This is a genomic window from Microcoleus sp. PH2017_35_SFW_U_B (assembly GCF_020737865.1).
Lineage (GTDB): Bacteria > Cyanobacteriota > Cyanobacteriia > Cyanobacteriales > Microcoleaceae > Microcoleus.
Window position 1 is genome coordinate 26,045 of record NZ_JAEQDE010000104.1, and the last position, 17,358, is coordinate 43,402.

18 protein-coding genes are annotated in these 17,358 nt (G+C 46.2%); 5 read left to right on the forward strand and 13 right to left on the reverse strand.

What is annotated here, in order from left to right; genetic code table 11:
- The first annotated feature begins 69 nt into the window (after positions 1 to 69).
- A complete protein-coding gene (locus JGK36_RS26815; protein ID WP_293186433.1) occupies positions 70 to 648 on the forward strand; it encodes a DUF1997 domain-containing protein in 579 nt (192 codons plus the stop codon).
- 143 nt (positions 649 to 791) lie between these two features.
- Here the strand turns inward: JGK36_RS26815 and JGK36_RS26820 are convergent, their stop codons facing one another.
- The 6 genes from JGK36_RS26820 to pgl form a co-directional block, all read right to left on the reverse strand.
- Entirely contained in the window at positions 792 to 1,247 is a 456-nt protein-coding gene (locus tag JGK36_RS26820; protein WP_293186431.1) for an FHA domain-containing protein, read from the reverse strand.
- Complete coding sequence (locus JGK36_RS26825) at positions 1,244 to 1,804, reverse strand: hypothetical protein (RefSeq protein ID WP_293186429.1); 561 nt, start codon at positions 1,802 to 1,804, stop codon at positions 1,244 to 1,246. Before JGK36_RS26825 ends, JGK36_RS26820 begins: the two co-directional genes overlap by 4 nt.
- Positions 1,805 to 1,971: 167 nt before the next feature.
- Complete coding sequence (locus JGK36_RS26830; RefSeq protein ID WP_293186427.1) at positions 1,972 to 2,706, reverse strand: PRC-barrel domain-containing protein; 735 nt, start codon at positions 2,704 to 2,706, stop codon at positions 1,972 to 1,974.
- 57 nt (positions 2,707 to 2,763) lie between these two features.
- Positions 2,764 to 3,273, reverse strand: a complete 510-nt coding sequence (locus JGK36_RS26835) for an FHA domain-containing protein (protein WP_293186425.1) — start codon at positions 3,271 to 3,273, stop codon at positions 2,764 to 2,766.
- 82 nt (positions 3,274 to 3,355) lie between these two features.
- Positions 3,356 to 4,150 (reverse strand): FHA domain-containing protein, encoded by a 795-nt coding sequence (locus tag JGK36_RS26840; protein ID WP_293186423.1) that lies wholly within the window; start codon positions 4,148 to 4,150, stop codon positions 3,356 to 3,358.
- 204 nt (positions 4,151 to 4,354) lie between these two features.
- Positions 4,355 to 5,074 carry a 6-phosphogluconolactonase gene (gene pgl, locus JGK36_RS26845; protein ID WP_293186421.1) on the reverse strand — a complete coding sequence of 240 codons (720 nt, stop codon included), beginning with the start codon at positions 5,072 to 5,074 and terminating at the stop codon, positions 4,355 to 4,357.
- A gap of 429 nt (positions 5,075 to 5,503) precedes the next feature.
- Here pgl and JGK36_RS26850 point away from each other — a divergent pair, with 429 nt between their 5' ends.
- Together JGK36_RS26850 and JGK36_RS26855 are read left to right on the forward strand one after the other, a co-directional pair.
- Positions 5,504 to 6,844 carry a hypothetical protein gene (locus JGK36_RS26850; RefSeq protein WP_293186419.1) on the forward strand — a complete coding sequence of 447 codons (1,341 nt, stop codon included), beginning with the start codon at positions 5,504 to 5,506 and terminating at the stop codon, positions 6,842 to 6,844.
- The gene (locus tag JGK36_RS26855) at positions 6,845 to 7,150 is read left to right on the forward strand and encodes a hypothetical protein (RefSeq protein ID WP_293201193.1); all 306 of its coding nucleotides are present in this window, start codon (positions 6,845 to 6,847) and stop codon (positions 7,148 to 7,150) included.
- Positions 7,151 to 7,525: 375 nt separating this feature from the next.
- Here JGK36_RS26855 and JGK36_RS26860 read toward each other — a convergent pair whose 3' ends face one another.
- The 7 genes from JGK36_RS26860 to JGK36_RS26890 all read right to left on the reverse strand — a co-directional run bounded on the left by JGK36_RS26860 (position 7,526) and on the right by JGK36_RS26890 (position 13,462).
- On the reverse strand, positions 7,526 to 8,692 hold the full coding sequence (locus JGK36_RS26860; protein ID WP_293186417.1) for an LptF/LptG family permease: 1,167 nt from the start codon (positions 8,690 to 8,692) through the stop codon (positions 7,526 to 7,528).
- 167 nt (positions 8,693 to 8,859) lie between these two features.
- On the reverse strand, positions 8,860 to 9,588 hold the full coding sequence (gene lptB / locus JGK36_RS26865) for an LPS export ABC transporter ATP-binding protein (protein ID WP_293186416.1): 729 nt from the start codon (positions 9,586 to 9,588) through the stop codon (positions 8,860 to 8,862).
- 409 nt (positions 9,589 to 9,997) lie between these two features.
- Positions 9,998 to 10,510, reverse strand: coding sequence for an LptA/OstA family protein (locus tag JGK36_RS26870; protein ID WP_293186414.1), 513 nt, complete (start codon positions 10,508 to 10,510; stop codon positions 9,998 to 10,000).
- Positions 10,511 to 11,014: 504 nt separating this feature from the next.
- Positions 11,015 to 11,614, reverse strand: a complete 600-nt coding sequence (locus JGK36_RS26875) for a trans-aconitate 2-methyltransferase (protein WP_293186412.1) — start codon at positions 11,612 to 11,614, stop codon at positions 11,015 to 11,017.
- A 206-nt stretch (positions 11,615 to 11,820) separates the two neighbouring features.
- Positions 11,821 to 12,210 carry a VOC family protein gene (locus tag JGK36_RS26880; protein ID WP_293186411.1) on the reverse strand — a complete coding sequence of 130 codons (390 nt, stop codon included), beginning with the start codon at positions 12,208 to 12,210 and terminating at the stop codon, positions 11,821 to 11,823.
- Between the two features lie 168 nt (positions 12,211 to 12,378).
- Positions 12,379 to 12,792 carry a DUF309 domain-containing protein gene (locus tag JGK36_RS26885; RefSeq protein ID WP_293186444.1) on the reverse strand — a complete coding sequence of 138 codons (414 nt, stop codon included), beginning with the start codon at positions 12,790 to 12,792 and terminating at the stop codon, positions 12,379 to 12,381.
- A 307-nt stretch (positions 12,793 to 13,099) separates the two neighbouring features.
- Positions 13,100 to 13,462 carry a ferredoxin-thioredoxin reductase catalytic domain-containing protein gene (locus JGK36_RS26890; RefSeq protein WP_293157224.1) on the reverse strand — a complete coding sequence of 121 codons (363 nt, stop codon included), beginning with the start codon at positions 13,460 to 13,462 and terminating at the stop codon, positions 13,100 to 13,102.
- Positions 13,463 to 13,762: 300 nt separating this feature from the next.
- On the opposite strand from JGK36_RS26890, the gene cas6 reads away from it, so the two are divergent.
- The gene (gene cas6, locus JGK36_RS26895) at positions 13,763 to 14,887 is read left to right on the forward strand and encodes a CRISPR-associated endoribonuclease Cas6 (protein ID WP_293186410.1); all 1,125 of its coding nucleotides are present in this window, start codon (positions 13,763 to 13,765) and stop codon (positions 14,885 to 14,887) included.
- A 351-nt stretch (positions 14,888 to 15,238) separates the two neighbouring features.
- Positions 15,239 to 16,987, forward strand: a complete 1,749-nt coding sequence (locus JGK36_RS26900) for a HAMP domain-containing sensor histidine kinase (RefSeq protein WP_293186408.1) — start codon at positions 15,239 to 15,241, stop codon at positions 16,985 to 16,987.
- Positions 16,988 to 17,358: the final 371 nt, after the last annotated feature.

Below are 17,358 nucleotides of genomic sequence, written 5' to 3' on the forward strand. Positions count from 1 at the left end.
TCAAATCACCTTAAAAAAGTTATAGTTTATTAAGATATCCTTACGAATCCCACATATTGACATATTCTCATGTATACCCGTTTTAATGCTTCCCAATCCGTTGAGATCGCCGTACCAGATGAACGGGTTCCCATTCAACATTATCTGCGCCAGCCGAGGCGATTGGTGAACGCCCTAGTCGATCGTACTCGCACAGAGCAACTAAGCGATGACTGTTTCCGCCTGAAAATGCGACCGTTACAATTTATGATGCTCAGCATTCAACCCACAGTAGACATGAGGGTATGGGCGCAGTCGGAGGGCGCAATCAATTTGGAGTCAGTCGCCTGCTCGATTCTTGGTGTGGATTATATAAACGATCGCTTTGCTCTCAATCTTAAAGGAAAGCTTTACGTAGACCAAAGTAGTGGGGTAGCGTACTTGAAGGGAAAAGCGGATTTAGAGGTGCAAGTCGAGTTACCGCCACCGTTTTGGCTGACGCCCAAACCAATTTTAGAAGCAACGGGCAACGGCTTGCTCAAGAGTGTACTGCTAAGCGTCAAACAGCGATTGATGTATCAATTGCTCTTAGATTACCGCCGCTGGGCAAGCAGCGAAACAGAAGTAATATCGAGCGATATCCCTCAAATCTTATCGGTTGAAGGTTGAGCGGGTATTAGAGAATGACGTTGCTTAATCAGGGTATGAAAATGGGTAACTTGAAAATTCAGCTATATTAACTGACCAGACGATCGAATGCAATGCAGCCTGAATTTTGTTGAAATTTGCTAGCTCCCATAGATAGCAGCGGGTCATTCAAAATCGATGTGAGTCAGCGCTCCATCATCGTCTTCCATGATTCTCCTAGGCCCAGACCAAGCTGTTGATTTGTCTTGTGAAACTTCGGCCTTTTTGTCGGTGAGTTCGCGCTGTGGTGGTCGAGTTTTTGGGCTCGGTTGCACATTCGTCGCCCCCACCCGGATTCGGATTTTTGGTCCGGAATTGCCCAAGCGAATTGTCATCCCGTCCGCTACCGATACCTGAGCGATCGGCTTATCATCTACATAAGTGCCGTTAGCGCCAAAATTAATAATTTCCCAGCCATAAGAATGATTCCACAGCTCTACGTGGTGGCGGGAAACTACAGCGCTGTAAATAATTACATCATTGTCGTTCGATCGACCGATCCGAACCACAGATTCGGATTCAAAACACCAACTTTGAACTGGGACAGACTGAATAGGATGTAGCAGAGTTAAGGTAATCACTGATGTTTTGACACTCCCCCGCATGACTGAAACGGGGATGCTTCAAGAACCAATTTTTGCGATAAAACCGCAAAAGATTTGATGCTTAAAGGCGTTGTCAGTGCGCCGCTACTCCCTCGCTTTGCCGTAAAAGTTGAAGTTTTGACTGCTTGAGGCATTTGAACAAACTTTTGATTGTTGGCTTGGACTCCAGGTGCGAACTTTGCCTGTCCTCGATCGCCACCAAACACGATATTAATCTGGTGAACTTGGCCGCGATTGACAGCAGTGCGAAGTTCTCGATCGATTGAATCTCGGATGGAGCTACCCGGCCGATCGCCCATCTGGGCCGATCGATCGGTGGAGTGACCATTTTCCCACAGATCGATCGGAGAATTCAACTCAGACGAGTGCTGGTTGCACCGCTGATTCGAGTTGTCGATCGGGCGACAGTCTGCGACGATCGGCGAATTGCTGTTTGCCCCTACAGAAGTTAACCAATTATTAAGGCTGCGGGTTCTAGATAAAATAGGAGTTGGTTCTCTCAAACAGCATAGGTCTTTTAGGGTTGCTAACATTTTTCGTATTGATGCGATACCTTTAAAATACAATGCTTTGAGCACTAGAATTCCTCGCCCAGAAAGCCTCTATTTCGCGTACTCTGTACCGATCGAGCTTTCGGGTGCCGGCCACCCCAAAAATGCGATCGGCAAGCAGCTACTTTCTCGATCGGGAAAGCCGCACTTCAGGGCAAATCCGACTCTGGCGGTTCCACCGGATCGGGCGGTACAGATTCATCCCTTTGGCGCTTCAACTCTGCGACTTTTTCTTGAGCTACATCCCTGACTTCTATAGCTTTATCTTGAAGTTTTTCCGCCAGATTTTGAGCGTTCCGCTTCACGCCAGCCACATTTTTAAGAGTTCTGTCAAGATCTTCCTGTAAAAACTCGGCTACCATGCCGACTTTATGGTGCAGTCCCTCCGCGTACTGCACGGGTTCGGATACAGCAGCCTCAGAGACGATCGCCCGCTTGCTGCCGATCGTCGAAATCGCCTGCACCGGCAACAAGTAAATCCCGTCTAAAACGCCGCGCCAGCCGCTAGATTTAAACAGGTAATCCCTAACAGAACCAGTCCGGACATCAAATAGGTAGTCAACCACCGTACCTGCCTTATTTCCTGCGTCCGTAAGTACCTCAAGGCCGATCGGACAAACAGCTTGTTCCGGCTGATGCAATTCCGGAAGTTCCGGGTTAATCGTCACCAAAACATTTTCGCCCACCGTATCAACTTGCGCCCAAGCGAACCAGCGTTTTTTGTTGCCCAAAAGTCCCGACTTGCAAGTAAAGCCGATCGCCCGCTGGGAGTGAGGATCGAGCCAAAGCCGATCTACCCTGCCGACCTCTTCCGCCGTGCGGCGGTCGATCGTGCGGCGGTTGATCAGTTCGCTGCGCTTAACAATCTGTTGTGATGTACTCATAAATAAACTCCTGAGTGCCGCCTGCAAGAAAAATGTCGATCGTCCAAAGATGTCGATTTAATATTCTTCTTCTTCTTCTTCTTTTTCTTCCGAATAATGGGGAGTATTTTCTGCCTCAGTTAACTCGTCTTCTTCCCTGGAAGTGCCAATTTCTTTTTGGCTGGGAATAGGAATCGTGCTAAGCAGTGCGCCCCCGGAGGGAGCGTGAATTGCCTTAGCATCCCTTGACTTGACGCTAGTTTGTGCTAACTGGGCTGAGGACTGATTCCCACCGACGTTGATTTGAATTTTCGGGCCCGAGCGAGCCAAGTGAACGATCAGACCGTCCACAACGGGAACCTTAGCGATCGGCTTACCATCGAGGTAAGTACCGTTGGTACCTAAATTGATCAGTTCCCAATTAATGCCGCTGCGTCGCAATTCGATGTGGCGACGAGAAACCACAGCGCTAAAAAGAACGACGTGGTTTTCCGTCGATCGCCCGATCCGGACGACCTCTTCGTCTTCAAAGATCCAACTGCGGACGGGAATAGACTGGAGTGGATGTAGCAAGGTCAGCTTAATCACATTGGCAGCATTGAGTTTTGGTAGAGCGCCTCAAGATGCGATTTTAGATTTTAGACTTTCGATCGCCCAATCCAAACTCGATCTAAGAGATTTGAAATAGAAACGTAACCAGGTCTCCTTTTCCCAGAGAGATGCGGTCTCCCGGTCGCAACCGATGTCGGTTTCCCTTGGGCAGGGGAGTATTGTTGACGTAAGTGCCGTTAGAACTGCCTACATCTTCTAGGTAGCAAGCATCTCCCTCCACCCGGAGATTTGCGTGTACCCGAGAAACTATCTCAGAATTAGCAAATCCCGAAACATCAATATCTGGCGGCACCAAGTCATTTGGCTTGCCAATGTGAATCACAGCGAGATTGTGAGGCAATTCCATCGGCGTATTTGTCTGAACGTGTATCAGTCGCGCCGACTGCTGTTGCAGTTGAGTTTTAGCCACACCCGCTGGCTGTGGGTCGGGAACCGGGGGAGAGGTATTTGGTGCTGTTGTCACCGATTCTGTTGTAACAGGAACCGAGAGCGACGGCGAGGGATCTGGAATCGTCGGAATGCTGGCGGGAGTTTTTTCCAAGTTCGGCCCCTGATGTGGGGTAACTAGAGGTTCCATTGCGATCGTCGGCGGTTCGGTTGATCCTAAGTCCGGCACCAGTGGCGATACCACTGTGGGGCCCACAGGCGAGACGGACGGTACTGTCGCCTCAACTTCTGGAACGTAGGAACCCGGACGCAAATTAAAGCCACACTGACCGCAAAATGCTGCATCTGTCTGAACCGCTGCACCGCAGTTTGAGCAACTGGCGGTAACGGGTAAAGGCGTGTAACAAGACTCGCACTGGCTGGCCCCGTCGGGGTTCTGGTGATTGCAATTGGGACAGACAATCATCGATTTCTCCTTGCTATCGGCCAGATTTTCCAATCAGCCTCGTAAAAATAGTTGTGTATATGGTCAAATTTTAACTTTAACCGCCACAATTCTTATATTGCTTCGCTAATACTAGCAACTGAGTTCGCGCCGTGACATTCGGAACGAAGGAAAAGATTGAGTTAGTAATACTGCTGACAGTGCTGACTCTGGAGGCTCTCTCAGCTATTTTACTGCAACGCCTGCCGCAGCATCGAGCAGCCACCAAAGTTCGCCTTCTGGTTGAATGAGTCTGGCTGGATAGGTCATGGAGTCGGCTGCGGGGGCAAAAATTTGACTGAGGGCGGGTTGTTTGCTGGCTCCTGCCACCATGAAGATGACGCACCGGGCGCGGTTGATTAAGGGGAATGTAAAGGTGATGCGGGGTTGACCGTCTTTGTTGCCGACGGTTATTAGGGAGTCACGGACTTGTAAGGCTGGTGTGCCGGGGAATAGAGAGGCTGTGTGGGCGTCGTCTCCTATGCCCAATAGGATGATGTCGAAAGCGGGAAACTCGCCGTCGGATATTTTGAAGAATTGCTGCAATTCGGTTTGGTGCGTCGAGGCGTCGGCTGCGGGGTCAGCCGCGCCTGTGGGCATGGGGTGGATGTTGCTGGCGGGGATGTTTACTCGATCGAGCCAAGCGAGGCGCGCCATTTTTTGATTGCTGTCCGGGTGATCTGGCGCAACGTAGCGTTCGTCACCCCAGAAAACGTGAATTTTGTCCCAAGGCAGGTCTTGGGTGGCGATCGCTCTGTAGAGCGGTTCTGGTGTGCTGCCACCCGCCAAGGCGATCGTGCAAACTCCACGTTCTGCGATCGCTGCTGGGATTTTGGACAGGACAACCGCGAGCGATCGCTCTATGAGTTCTTCCCGATTTGCTAATACTTCTACTACTTTTTTCATTAATTTCCTCTCAACTTTTCTCTTCGTCTGGAGCTGGGCAATTACTCAAATTCGGCCTTGACATTTTGCTTTGAGGTCGATCGGCTGACACGCTTGGAAGGCTCTACACCGCGTCAACTCTGATTTTATCATTATTTCCGCTTTATTTTGCTGGGCAAAACTTATTTCGGTCGGTACTCAATCGAGCTTCACCTGTGGCATACATCTGTAGCAACAGTTTCCGAGAGTTAGGACGTTCTTAATTGCACTTTTCACAAGATATATGTAATGGAACTTCCTTCATAGTTCTTGCTTCTGCTATTATGTTTTTCGCAACTTGCAATCAAAATCGCGATCGCACTTACCTGGGGACAGCAAAAATCATCAAGATTGATATGGTAGACTATGGAAAATAGTTTTAGGTCCCGAGGCTCGGATGGAAGCAAAACTATGTCAAATTTTAAGAAATTTCCTACATCTGTCCGCTATCTAATAGCGCGTTTCCGCCACTGGACGCAACCGTCGGTTTGGGCTCCGCTAGCCGTGCTGTGTGCGGGGGGGTTATTTATCTGGGAAGTCTCCGTACATCCAGAAAGGTTGAGCATAGATGGCGAAGAAGAAGCAGCAAACTCAAACAATCCAGATGCGATTCCCGGACTGTCTGCTGAAGATAGTGCCATTGCTGCTGAAATCGACAGCTTGCCAGTGCTAGTCAATCAGTTCAATCGCTCCAATTCTGAACTGAACTTGTTCAATTCATCAGCAGTCAAAGGCAAAGGTTTATTCGACGAAATTCGCACTCGCGGCTTAGAAAAGCCTAAGCCCTCTTCAGAGCCAAAGTCGGCGGCAATCAACACATTTGTGTCGCTGTCAAATTTACAAAATCCTGCGATTGGGACAGTCAACAATAACCCGCAAAATTCCAGCTTACCAAGTTCAAACCCGACATCTGATTTGAGTTTATCTGGCAGTGGGACGACCATTTCCGGCATAAGAGCGATCGAGCCTGAGTCTGCGGGTGCACCGGAAGCATCAGGTAGCGGTAATTCCAGCAAACAAAACGACAATCCTGTGCCTTTGAGTCCGCTGCAAGCAGCCATGAAAAAATACGTCGCTGCTGACACTTCAGCAACGGCGGCGGCCGTGAAAAGTGCAAACACCCCTAAATTGCTCGATCGACCGGCTTCCCTTGGATCTGGGACAAATCCGGCAAATTTGTTGCCAACGGTCGCTACAGCTCAAGGAAAAGCAAATCCTGGGAATGTTCCTGCGACAATCTCCCCACTTCCGGCTTCTACTAATACAATTATTAGCGACTCTCAACAATTTTTAAACCCGGCAGCTACACTTCCTGAATCATTTACCGGGTTAAATTCCAAAGCATCAGTCATCCCCACAATTACTCCACAGGTTCCAACGGTGGCTTTGCCCAAAAATCCCTATCAAACTAATTTATCCGACTCGGGCTTGATACCGGAAGTTCAACCTGTGGCGCTTCCTGTCGCCACACCTTCACCAATACCGCTAATTCCGAATTTCGGGCAATCCCCTAGCACGGGAGTAAACAAGATCATTAATCCTCAATTCTCTCCCAATTCAGCGAATTCTCAATTTCAACAACCTCAACCAAGTCAGATTAATTTGCCAAGCCAGCCTAACTTTGGAGCAGTTCCTCAAAACACCAATCAGGGCGGGCAGCCAATTCAACCGCAACCTTTTTCTACACCTCGCTCTTTGACTCCGGGACGCTATATTGGTGGCGGCGAAATTAATACTTTTGCTAATCCTTAAATGAAGGAAGAAGGAAGAAGGAAGAAGGAAGAAGGAAGAAGGAAGAAAGAAGAAGGAAGAAGGAAGAAGGAAGAAAGAAGAAGGAAGAAGGAAGAAGGAAGAAGGAAGAAGGAAGAAGGAAGAAGGAAGAAGGAAGAAGGAAGAAGGAAGAAGGAAGAAGGAAGAAGGAAGAAGCATCTCAGTTTTGCATCTGTAGTGCTGTCCCCGCTCGCGAGCTATACGAGCTCGCACTGTAAAAAAATGTTTTTTGCAAAAATGAGATGCTCCCGAAGGAAGAAGTTGAATTGTAGGGTGTGTCGCCCTTGAGAATCCCTGAAGTTGACAGAAAATTTCACATATCCGCACCTGAAAAACCCGGTTGAATTGTAGGGTGTGTCGCCCTTGACAATGCCGGAATTTGACAGACATTTTTACAGATCCGCACCTGAAAAACCCGGTTGAATTGTAGGGTGTGTCGCCCTTGACAATGCCGGAATTTGACAGACATTTTTACAGATCCGCACCTGAAAAACACGGATGGAAGAAACAAACCTAACACTTTTTTGTAGTAAAAATTTGGAGAAATGGTATAAGGTGCGTCGCCATGAGATTGTCGATATTGAGTTAGAGATTTTTCTTGAGCGACGCACCCTACGACTGTTAATTTTTCCAATTCTCAATTCCCAATTTGATTGGTAAAACTTACCTAGAGGCGGCTCTTCCCAACAACAATCCGCCGATTCCTAAGCCAAAGGCGATCGGCAACCAAGCCGATAGAATCGGTGTTAAAACAGCTTTCACGCCCATAGAACTGGTGACGAAAGAAAATACGTAGTAAGTAAAAATCACCACTACGCTAATACCAAAACTCGTGCCTTTGCCCGATCGCCGCGGTTGAGTTCCCAAAGCGGCTCCCACTAAACCAAATACCAAGCACACGAAGGGAAAAGCATATTTTTCTTGAATTCGCACCCGGAGTTTGCGAATTTGCGGTGCATCGCCGCTGTTTTTAATGATTTCCAAACGCTCTAAAGCTTGAGCAATATTCATTTCCTTGAAATCTCGCACTCTCGCAGCTAAATCTAAGGGCGTGCGGGGAAGTTGCAACTGCTGGTGTTGAAACCTAACTATATTGCGGTAAGAGCCGTCTGGAGCTACTATATAAGCGGTGCCGTTGAAAAAATCCCAGGTGTTTTCTGAGGGATTCCAAGTCGCTGATTCTGAAGAAACGATTTGATTGAGACCTGGTGCGGAGCGATCGATAATTGTTAAACCTTTCATTTGCTGGCCGTCAAACTGTTCTGCATAAAAAAAGCGGGACAGGATTTCTTCGCCACCTTTTTCGGGTTTGCGAAATTCTGTGTAAATAATATTTCGATCTTGAAATGTCGGTTTTTCTCGCTTCAGGGCTCTGTCTAAAGTTAAAGTGGCTCTGTAACTGGCGGCGGGTACAACTAATTCTTGCAAAGCAAAGGTGAAGCCGGCAACGATTAAACTCATAATGACTGCGGGCATTATCAATCGGTAAACGCTAACTCCGCAACTGCGGAGGGCGATGAGTTCGCTGTCGCTGGAGAGTCGGCTGTAGCTCATTAAGGTTGCTAGCAGCATTGACATGGGGAAAGCTAATACTACAAAGTACGGAATTTGCAGCAGAAAAATTTCCAGGGCGGCGCCGTAGGGGAGGCCTGATTCTGCTACTCTGCGGACTAATTCAAATAACGCTCCCACGGTGACGGCGACTGATGTAAATAGTCCGACGCCAAACAGAAATGGGCCGATTAGTTCTTTGGTAATGTACCAGTCCATTACTGAAATTCTCGGCAGCCAGTTGAGGGGATTGAAGGATTTGGACGTTGCTATTTTCATACTTTGGCGTTTTTGCCGATCGCTCCTCAAGTTAAAATTTACCTTCTCAATTCTAAAATTCAGTCTTGTGTTTTTATAGTGGGGAGGGCGGGTTTATAGATATCTGGGCTGGGATATTTATATGTAGGCGAACCCGCCGCTACTCGGTTCGTGGTTGCTATCAAAGACTATCGCACGAAGTTGTCGCCTAAGTAATACTGCCGCACTAAAGGGTTGCTGTAGAGTTCTTCTTCAGCCCCGGAGGCTAAAATTTGCCCGTCTCGCATGATGTAGGCTCGATCGGTAATTTCGAGGGTTTCTCGGACGTTGTGATCGGTGATCAGGATGCCGATTTTACGATCGCGCAGTTTGGCAATAATCGTCTGAATTTCATCAACGGCGATCGGATCGACGCCTGCAAACGGTTCGTCTAAAAATAGAAACATCGGGCCGTCTCGCCCAGCGGCTAAGGCTCTTGCTAGCTCAGTCCGCCGTCTTTCTCCCCCGGAGATTTGAATTCCCAAACTGGATGCTATTTTTTCTAAGCGAAATTCTTGCAACAGGAAATCGACTCGCTGCTTCCATTCCCAGCGTGGCACTTGAGTTTGTTCTAAAACTAACAAAATGTTGTCGCGGACGCTCATGTTGCGAAAAATGCTGGCTTCTTGAGCGAGATAGCCTATTCCCAACTCCGCTCGTTTGTGCATCGGCAATTTAGTGATGTCTAAATCGTTGAGCCAAACAGTTCCTTGATTGGGTTTTTCTAATCCGGTAGCTATGTAAAATGTTGTGGTTTTGCCTGCACCGTTGGGGCCGAGGAGTCCGACGATTTCTCCTTGGGCTACTGAAAGGTTGACGCGACTGACTACATTGCGTTTTCCGTAGGATTTGTGAATATTTTCGAGTACAATTTTCATGCTCGTCGAGGCAACTTTTAAGAAGAAGTCATTAGTCATTAGTCATCAGTCATCAGTCAGGGAGCATCTCATTTTTGCAAAAAGCATTTTTCTTTGAGTGCGAGCGTCCCCGCTCGCGTATTGTACAATACGCGAGCGGGGACGCTCGCACTATTAAAAGCAAAACTGAGATGCACCCATCAGTCATCAGTCATCAGTCATCAGTCATCAGTCATCAGTTGGTCAACTGTCAACTGTCAACTGTCATTCGCATCTATTCTGGGTTCTCGATTGTCGCGCATTTCAGCTTTGAGATCGGAACAGGCAGGATGCCTGTTCCACAAGAATGGCAATAAAAATTATTGTTTTAGGTAGATATGCAACAGTTGATGTTTTTGCCGATGCGAAATTTTGCTGCTACCGGGGGCTGTTACTTAGGAGCTGTTCGGGAACGGGCGGGCGGTTTAACAGCGGGATTTGGATTAACCGGAGCTGGTTTGGGCCCGATCGAATTTTGGGCTGCTGCATCTTGTTCTGGCGCCACCAGATAGACGGATTCTACTTGTCCTGGATTGTCTGGGAGCGCAATAAACCGCCCTTCGTCAATCAGGTATGTGATGGTTTCGCCGCGCAGGCTGTTTCCCTGCTGCAATACGTACACGTCACCGCTGAGAATGATCCGGCGCTCGCGGCTGAAGTATTGAGCTTGAGCTGCGGTTGCTTGTATTTGGCGGGCTGGGTAGTTGATTTGGACGTTGCCGCGGGCTGTCACGATGCCGGTTTTGGAGTCGGCTTCTTGGATGTCCGATCGCACGGAAAGAGTGCGGGGCGGTGCGGCTTGCGGGTAGGTAGGAGAGGCGATCGCGCCAGCCAGAGTCAGCGGCAACAGCAGCGATAATCCTTTGAATAGGCGGGAATTGAGTAGTTTAGCGGAGGGCATCATAGCTTGCAAGCCTCAAAATTTTTGAAATTGCTGAAGGGCATTATCTCACCCCTGATTTTTCTCTATGGAGATTAGATCCACCACACCCGATCGGTTAGGTATTTTATCTTAACGGCCGTGAAAAATTCCCGTAAGGTCGATCGACCTGCCCGAGAGCGTCAACCAATTATCCTAGCAAGACAATAGCCCTTTCTTCGCCTGTTTGGATGATTTACTGGAGAAAGCAAGTTTTTTGACGGTTTGGGCGATCGGGAAGTTTCGGGCAGTCTCAAAGGTAGATTGCATAAGCTGTCCGCAAAAAGATAATCTTACAACTGTGCTGATAAAAGTCAGAATCTTTGGAAACAATTAGTCCACATTGTCCCGTTCGATCCAGCGTGCGGCTGTGAATTTCCCATTGCTTGCCCCGGCTCCAACGCACTGTTAGCCTGCGCTTTGCAGCCATCATACTTCCATAGGCAACATTAACTACCCAAGCTGGTACAAATCCATTCCAATCGTCGCTCAAGTCTTTTGAGCAATGATATAAACATGATTCTCAGGATATTGATCGTATTCAAGGTGAAGGGATGTAAATTGAGACTCACTCAGAATCTTTAGGAAAGCATTTACACCTAGTGTGCTGTACTCAAAGTCTTGACCTTGAAATGTTCCAGAAACTTCACCTGCTTCATGCCCACCCCCACACGTGAACATCAATACACCATCAGGTTCAAGAGCATTGCATAGCTTTTTCATCACAGATTCTTGCATATCTAGCGGCAGATGAAATGTGCTGTCCCAAGCAACAATCAAGCTGTAGGGTTTGGGAGGATTCCAACAGCAGATGTCTGCTTGATAGAAGACGATGTTTGGATGCAGTTGTTTGGCTAAATCAATCATTTCTGAGGAAATATCAAGTCCTTCCACTTGAAATCCATGTTCGCTTAGGACTTTAATAAAGCGTCCACTGCTTCCACACCCTATATCAAGAGCTACCTGCTTTTTATGGGTGAATTGAATAGCACGCTCCAACTGTGGGATACCATAAAGCGAATCTTGATGCTGAGTTTGCCACCAGTGGGCAATACGATCGTATCGGGCTGCTGTATCCTCTGTATCCATGTTTATTCTTACTTATGACTGTCTCAGCATTAACCTGAAGCAACCTAACGTTCCCAATCACCCGCCGCAGATACACTCAAACTCAAACTGATAACCTATCAGCGGTCAGTGTGCATTGGGGTTGTTAGCTGGCTGGCGCATACTCATTACCTAAATCAAAGCAAAAAATTGATTGCAACTACTTGAACTCAATACAGATGTAATCTTCATTTTTCCAACTCACTAAATGGTGAGCAAATATCTATCAAGCAACCATTCGGATCAACAGTTAAGAATCGACGCTGCCCATAAAATTCGTTTCTTAGTTCTTGAACTATGCGAAGCCCCATAGCTACTGCTTTTTCGTAGACTAGATCAACCTCGGGAACCACAAAAGTTACATACATACCTGAAGGAGCGGTTTGATATTCTTGTGGAACTAAACTATGACTACGAAGAATGATTCCAAACTCTAGTTCTTTATTAGACGGACTACGAAGTTGAACATACCAATCACTATCGTAGCTCACATCAAAGCCAAGCAAGGTCACATAAAAATCTCGGCTTTCAGCAAGTCGATCGGAGCAAATGTTTGTAAGAATGCGGCTAAAACTCATGAGTCTTCCTAATCATTGGTTTAGTCCAGCTAACTGCTAATTATATAGCAAATGCGGTACAATACATAAAATGGCATAAAAATACCGCAGGTCGCTCATGTATATCAACCCCTGCTTACTCCAGATCGCAATCTCCTTTTATCGATCGAGTTCGGTGTACCAGCCTGCTCATATTGAAGTTTGTTCTAGTTTGATAATTCGCGGCAATCGCAAGCCTGCAACTTCTGCACCTGTTAACAACGGTACAAATTCAGCGACTTTTTCCGGGCCAGCTTGCTGCAAAGCACTCAAGAGTTTAGCACTTTGTCCGAGCAAATCTTCAACGGCAATTCCCGCATAACTCGGTTGATAATAATTGAGCCGATTTATGCCTTCTCCCAGCAAGATTACTGCACCGCGCCAGTTTTGATTGCTTAGGTGATAAAGCGCGACAGAAATTTGCAATATTCCCTGATAAAATCTTTTGTCCGGCTCGCCGGCTTCCATCCACAAAGCCTCTAAGGTATCGTGACAAGCGTAAAAATCTTGGCTGTTAAACTGTTCGATACCTTGCCAAAACTCGATCGGCATTTCCTCTGTCATTCGCTTGGAGATTGGGATTTTGGATTGGGGATGCGTGTTAGAGTAGGCGGCGATCGTTGAGGTCGCTGTCAACTGTCAACTGTCAATTGTCAACTGATTTACGACCTATTTTCACAACAATTACCAATTTTACCAGAAAGAATTGGTTTAAAGCCCCAAGCCCGATCGGGAAAAATTAAAAGAAGACTATTCATTACTCCAATCCTCTTTCTTTCAGGTAGAGGTAGCTCTCAACTGTCAAGCGGTCAACTGTCAACTGTCAACTGTCAACTGTCAACTGTCAACTGAAGACCGCCTACTTAACCGATTACATGGTCTCTCTGACTGCTTGAATCTGATCCATGCTAATTTCCTGATTAGTTCCAGCAAAATCGTTATCTGGCGTCAGAAATAACATACAGTGACATTCTTTCCGCTCGCGCATGGGAATGCAAGGACAGTTCCAGTAGGCGGCTTTGACTTCGGCTTCTTTATCTTCGTAATGGCGACAAGGGCATAGGGGAGCACCTAGTTCATCTTTGTGCTTTGCTAGTCCTTCTATAACGACAGCAGTGACTGAAGGCTCGGAACAAAAGTAAGTTCCGGTGCGCTTGGCGTAGGTTTCGGAGAAATTCTTCATCGCCTCCAAAGTTTTTTCGTTGGAGAGTTTGGATTTTTCTGTTGTGTTCATAGTTGAGGATCGGAGTTGAGGATGCTACGAGCTTTTGACAATTGTACCCCAGAATGTGATTTTAAACACTTGTATATTTCTCTTTACTTACAAGGAGGAAAAACTTGACAAAAATTGAGTTTTAGGTTGTCGGTTTTTTGGTGATTTTTCTGCATCCCTCCGATTTCGGGAAACTGGCGGTTGACACGGTTTTTGGAGCTGCTAATAGATTTGACCGATCGCCCGCCCAGACAAAAACATCCCCCAACGGGGATAAAAAAAGATAAAATATGAGACCGCTGTCCCTGTTTCCGGCATCTCATGGCAATTTCCCCGCATCCCACCCGCACCAAAAAAGTTCCTTCCTCTAAGCTAATTTGGCCCGCTGACACCGAGTTAGTCGGATTAGTGTTTGAATTGACCCCCCGCGCAGCTAGCTATCTGTACGCGCAGTATGCTATAGGTTTGCACGCTTGGTTTTTGCATCAAATTCAGGAAACTGACCCGGAATTATCGCAACTTTTGCACGACTCGCAGTCAGAAAAAGCCTTTACTATTTCGGGATTGGAGGGTGATTTGCTTCCAGCCGGTAAGGAATTTCAGCTTTTGGGCGATCGCATTTACCGCTGGTATGTCACAGGACTGTCCCAGCAAGTAGTACAATGGCTGAGTCAGTGGCTGCAAAATTTGCCCCAAGAGATTGATTTGCGAAATGCTCCGCTGGTAATTCGCTCTTGGGATATTGCTTTTTCTCCCACAACTTACCAGCAATTGCTAACAGCAGAACATCCATTATCTAGAAACATAAAACTTAGTTTTGTAACTCCTACAAGCTTTCGCAGCAAAGGGCATCACTTCCCGCTACCAGTTCCCGAAAATGTTTTTCACAGCTATTTGCGCCGCTGGAATAACTTTTCGGGTATGAATGTTGACCAAGCAGAATTTCTGAATTGGATTGACGAAAATGTAATTATTAGCCGCCACAAGTTGGAGTCGCAAAAGGTGGCGGCGGGCAAAAAAGGCATGGTAACGGGATTTACTGGGGCTGTGGAATTTGCGATCGGGCGATCGGCCGGATTGCGCCCTGATTTTGTACAATTATTTTATGCCTTGGGGCAATTAGCACCTTACTGCGGCACGGGCCACAAAACAACCTTTGGATTGGGACAAACGCGATCGCAATGGTTGACAGAATCCCTACCCGAAGTCTCTATCCAAAGCGTATTGGCGGCGCGAATCGATGAATTGACAGAGAAGTTTATGGCGCACAGAAAGCGTACAGGCGGGAGTCGGGCTGGTGAGATTGCGGAAACTTGGGCGACGATTTTAGCGCGCCGGGAATTGGGGGAATCTTTGTTCGATATTGCTGCTGATTTGGAAATGCCTTATGAAACTGTGAAAACTTATGTAAAATTAGCAAGAAGAGCTTTGAAAGTTGAGGATTGAAGCAGACACAGAAGGAAAAAGCACAGGGGTGTATCTGGCGCAAGGTAAATATATCTGTAGGGGCGAAGCATGACCGCAGAAAATAGGAGATTATAACTAATAACTTATATGCGGTCATGCTTCGCCCTCTTCCTTGCGCCAGATGCGCCCGATCTATTTACTATTAGGAGACCTGAGGAAAATTCTCGAATTAGTTGATTTATTTTCATTCCTGGTTTTTGTTTTTTACAAGTAATTGTGATTATAATATATCCAGTGTCCACCATGAGTTCTATGCCCGAACCTAAAAATAGATTTAAACTTGGTCTCTTATTAGATCTATATGAGAGCCATTTCTTAAAGCATTCATTTATGCGAAAGTTGCGTTTACGTCATCTGAAGCATTGGTTCAGTTGTCTCAAGGTAGGACAAAAGATTAGTGTGGGCTATGGACTGGCGCTGGGAGTGGCAATTCTGGGAACCGCTACAGGAATCTCGATCGCTGACCAATATCATCAACAAGCTGTTAGACACGAACAAAATGCGATCGAAGAAACTCAATTCATCAGTGAATTGCAGATCCAGCTCGTTCAAGTTCTCCTCCACCAACAGCAGATCCTGATGCTATTGGAAAATCGAGATTTGCTAGACCAACAGTATTCCTATTTTTTAAACCATGTGGCTCTATTCAAAAAAGAATGGTCTGAGTTTAAATCTTCGGAAGGGGATACAAAAAATCATAAGGTTGACGAGTCACCTGCTGAAATAAATACCGTCAGACGTTTTCTGCAAGCCAATGAAGAGATTCCAGAGGCTTACTTGCAGCAGACAGAGGCGATATTAAAGGCAATTAATTCCGCTGAATTATCACCCGCAGAAATTCAGATATTCCGCAGCCAGCTCTTGACTTTTGGTAGCAGTCCTACATCGCTGCAATTGAAGAAATTTTTACAAGATATAGAGCAATTAAAGGTAAGGGCGTATAAAGATTACAAAGAAGCAAAAACTGAGTTTGCAAATGTACAGGTGCTACGAGTACAGGTTATTGCTGGGAGCATGATTTTGTCAGTGGCGATCGCCATTTTCCTCGCGATTTATACCAGTCGGGCGATCGCTCGTCCCCTCCAGCAAGTCACCCATATTGCCCAGGAAGCAACCCAAACGGGCAATTTTGATTTACAAGCTGCTGTTACCACTCAAGATGAAATTGGTATATTAGCAACAGCCCTAAATCAAATGATTCGACGAGTCAAGCAACTGCTACAGGAACAACAAGCCGCATCCACAGAACGCCTAATTCAACATGAAAAAATGGCGACTTTGGGACAGTTGATTGCAGGAGTAACCCATGACATTAACAATCCAATTAATTCCATAGCCGGCAACCTAACCCATACTGACAGATACCTAAAAGACTTACTAGAACATTTGCACATCTATCAGCAGCATTACCCCGAACCTGCGTCAGAAATTATCGAACACGCTGAAGCCATTGAGCTAGAATTTGTAGAAGAAGATATACCCCTAATGCTTGCATCTCTTCAGCAGAGTGCTGAACGTATCCGCGATATCAGTTATTCCATGCGGTTGTTCGCACGAGCAGACTCTTCCCAAAAGATTGCTTTCGATATCCACGAAGGCATCAACAGCACGCTATTAATTTTGAAACACAGACTCAAAGCCAATAATAATTATTCGGAAATTACTGTTGCCAAAAATTACGGCAAGTTGCCAAAGATTAAATGTTTCGCTGGACAATTAAATCAAGTATTTATGAACATTATTGGCAATAGTATTGATGCCCTAGATGATGTAATGGATCGAAGTAAAAATTCTGATAATTCTGAACTCGTGCTGATTCCTTCTATTCAAATTCAAACTGAAATTATCGAAGATAATTGGGTCAGAATTAGGATTGCTGACAATGGTTCAGGCATCGATGAAGCGTTGAAATTACGCTTATTTGAGTCATTCTTTACAACCAAAGATGCCGGGAAAGGCACCGGGCTAGGACTCTCAATGAGTCACCAGATTGTGACGGAAAAGCATGGGGGGAAACTCTACTGCAATTCCCAACCTGGACAGGGAGCGGAGTTTGTGATTGAGTTACCTATTGGTTAATTTTAATGAATAATCAAAAGCAGAGTTATACGAATTTTTTATGAGGCTGCATAGAATCCGAATACAAATTAGGTACGTAGTTGCGCTTTAGCGCTCTTTATAATATTAGGAAAGAACGCTAAAGCGCAACTACGTACCTATGATGACAATAAAATCAGCCTGCTTATTCAGGGGAACTTAGGGGAGATCGGGATATGTGCAAGTTCACATTAAATTGGTATTATAAAACTTTATTAAGTTTGTAAGCAGTAGTAAGCAATAGTAGTATCATCTAGTCAAAATGGTCAAGAGAATTATTGCGATCGTCAAAAAATGGAGAGTCTGAATGCAACTAGCAGAGAGGCACATCATTAAATCCACCGAGAATCGTT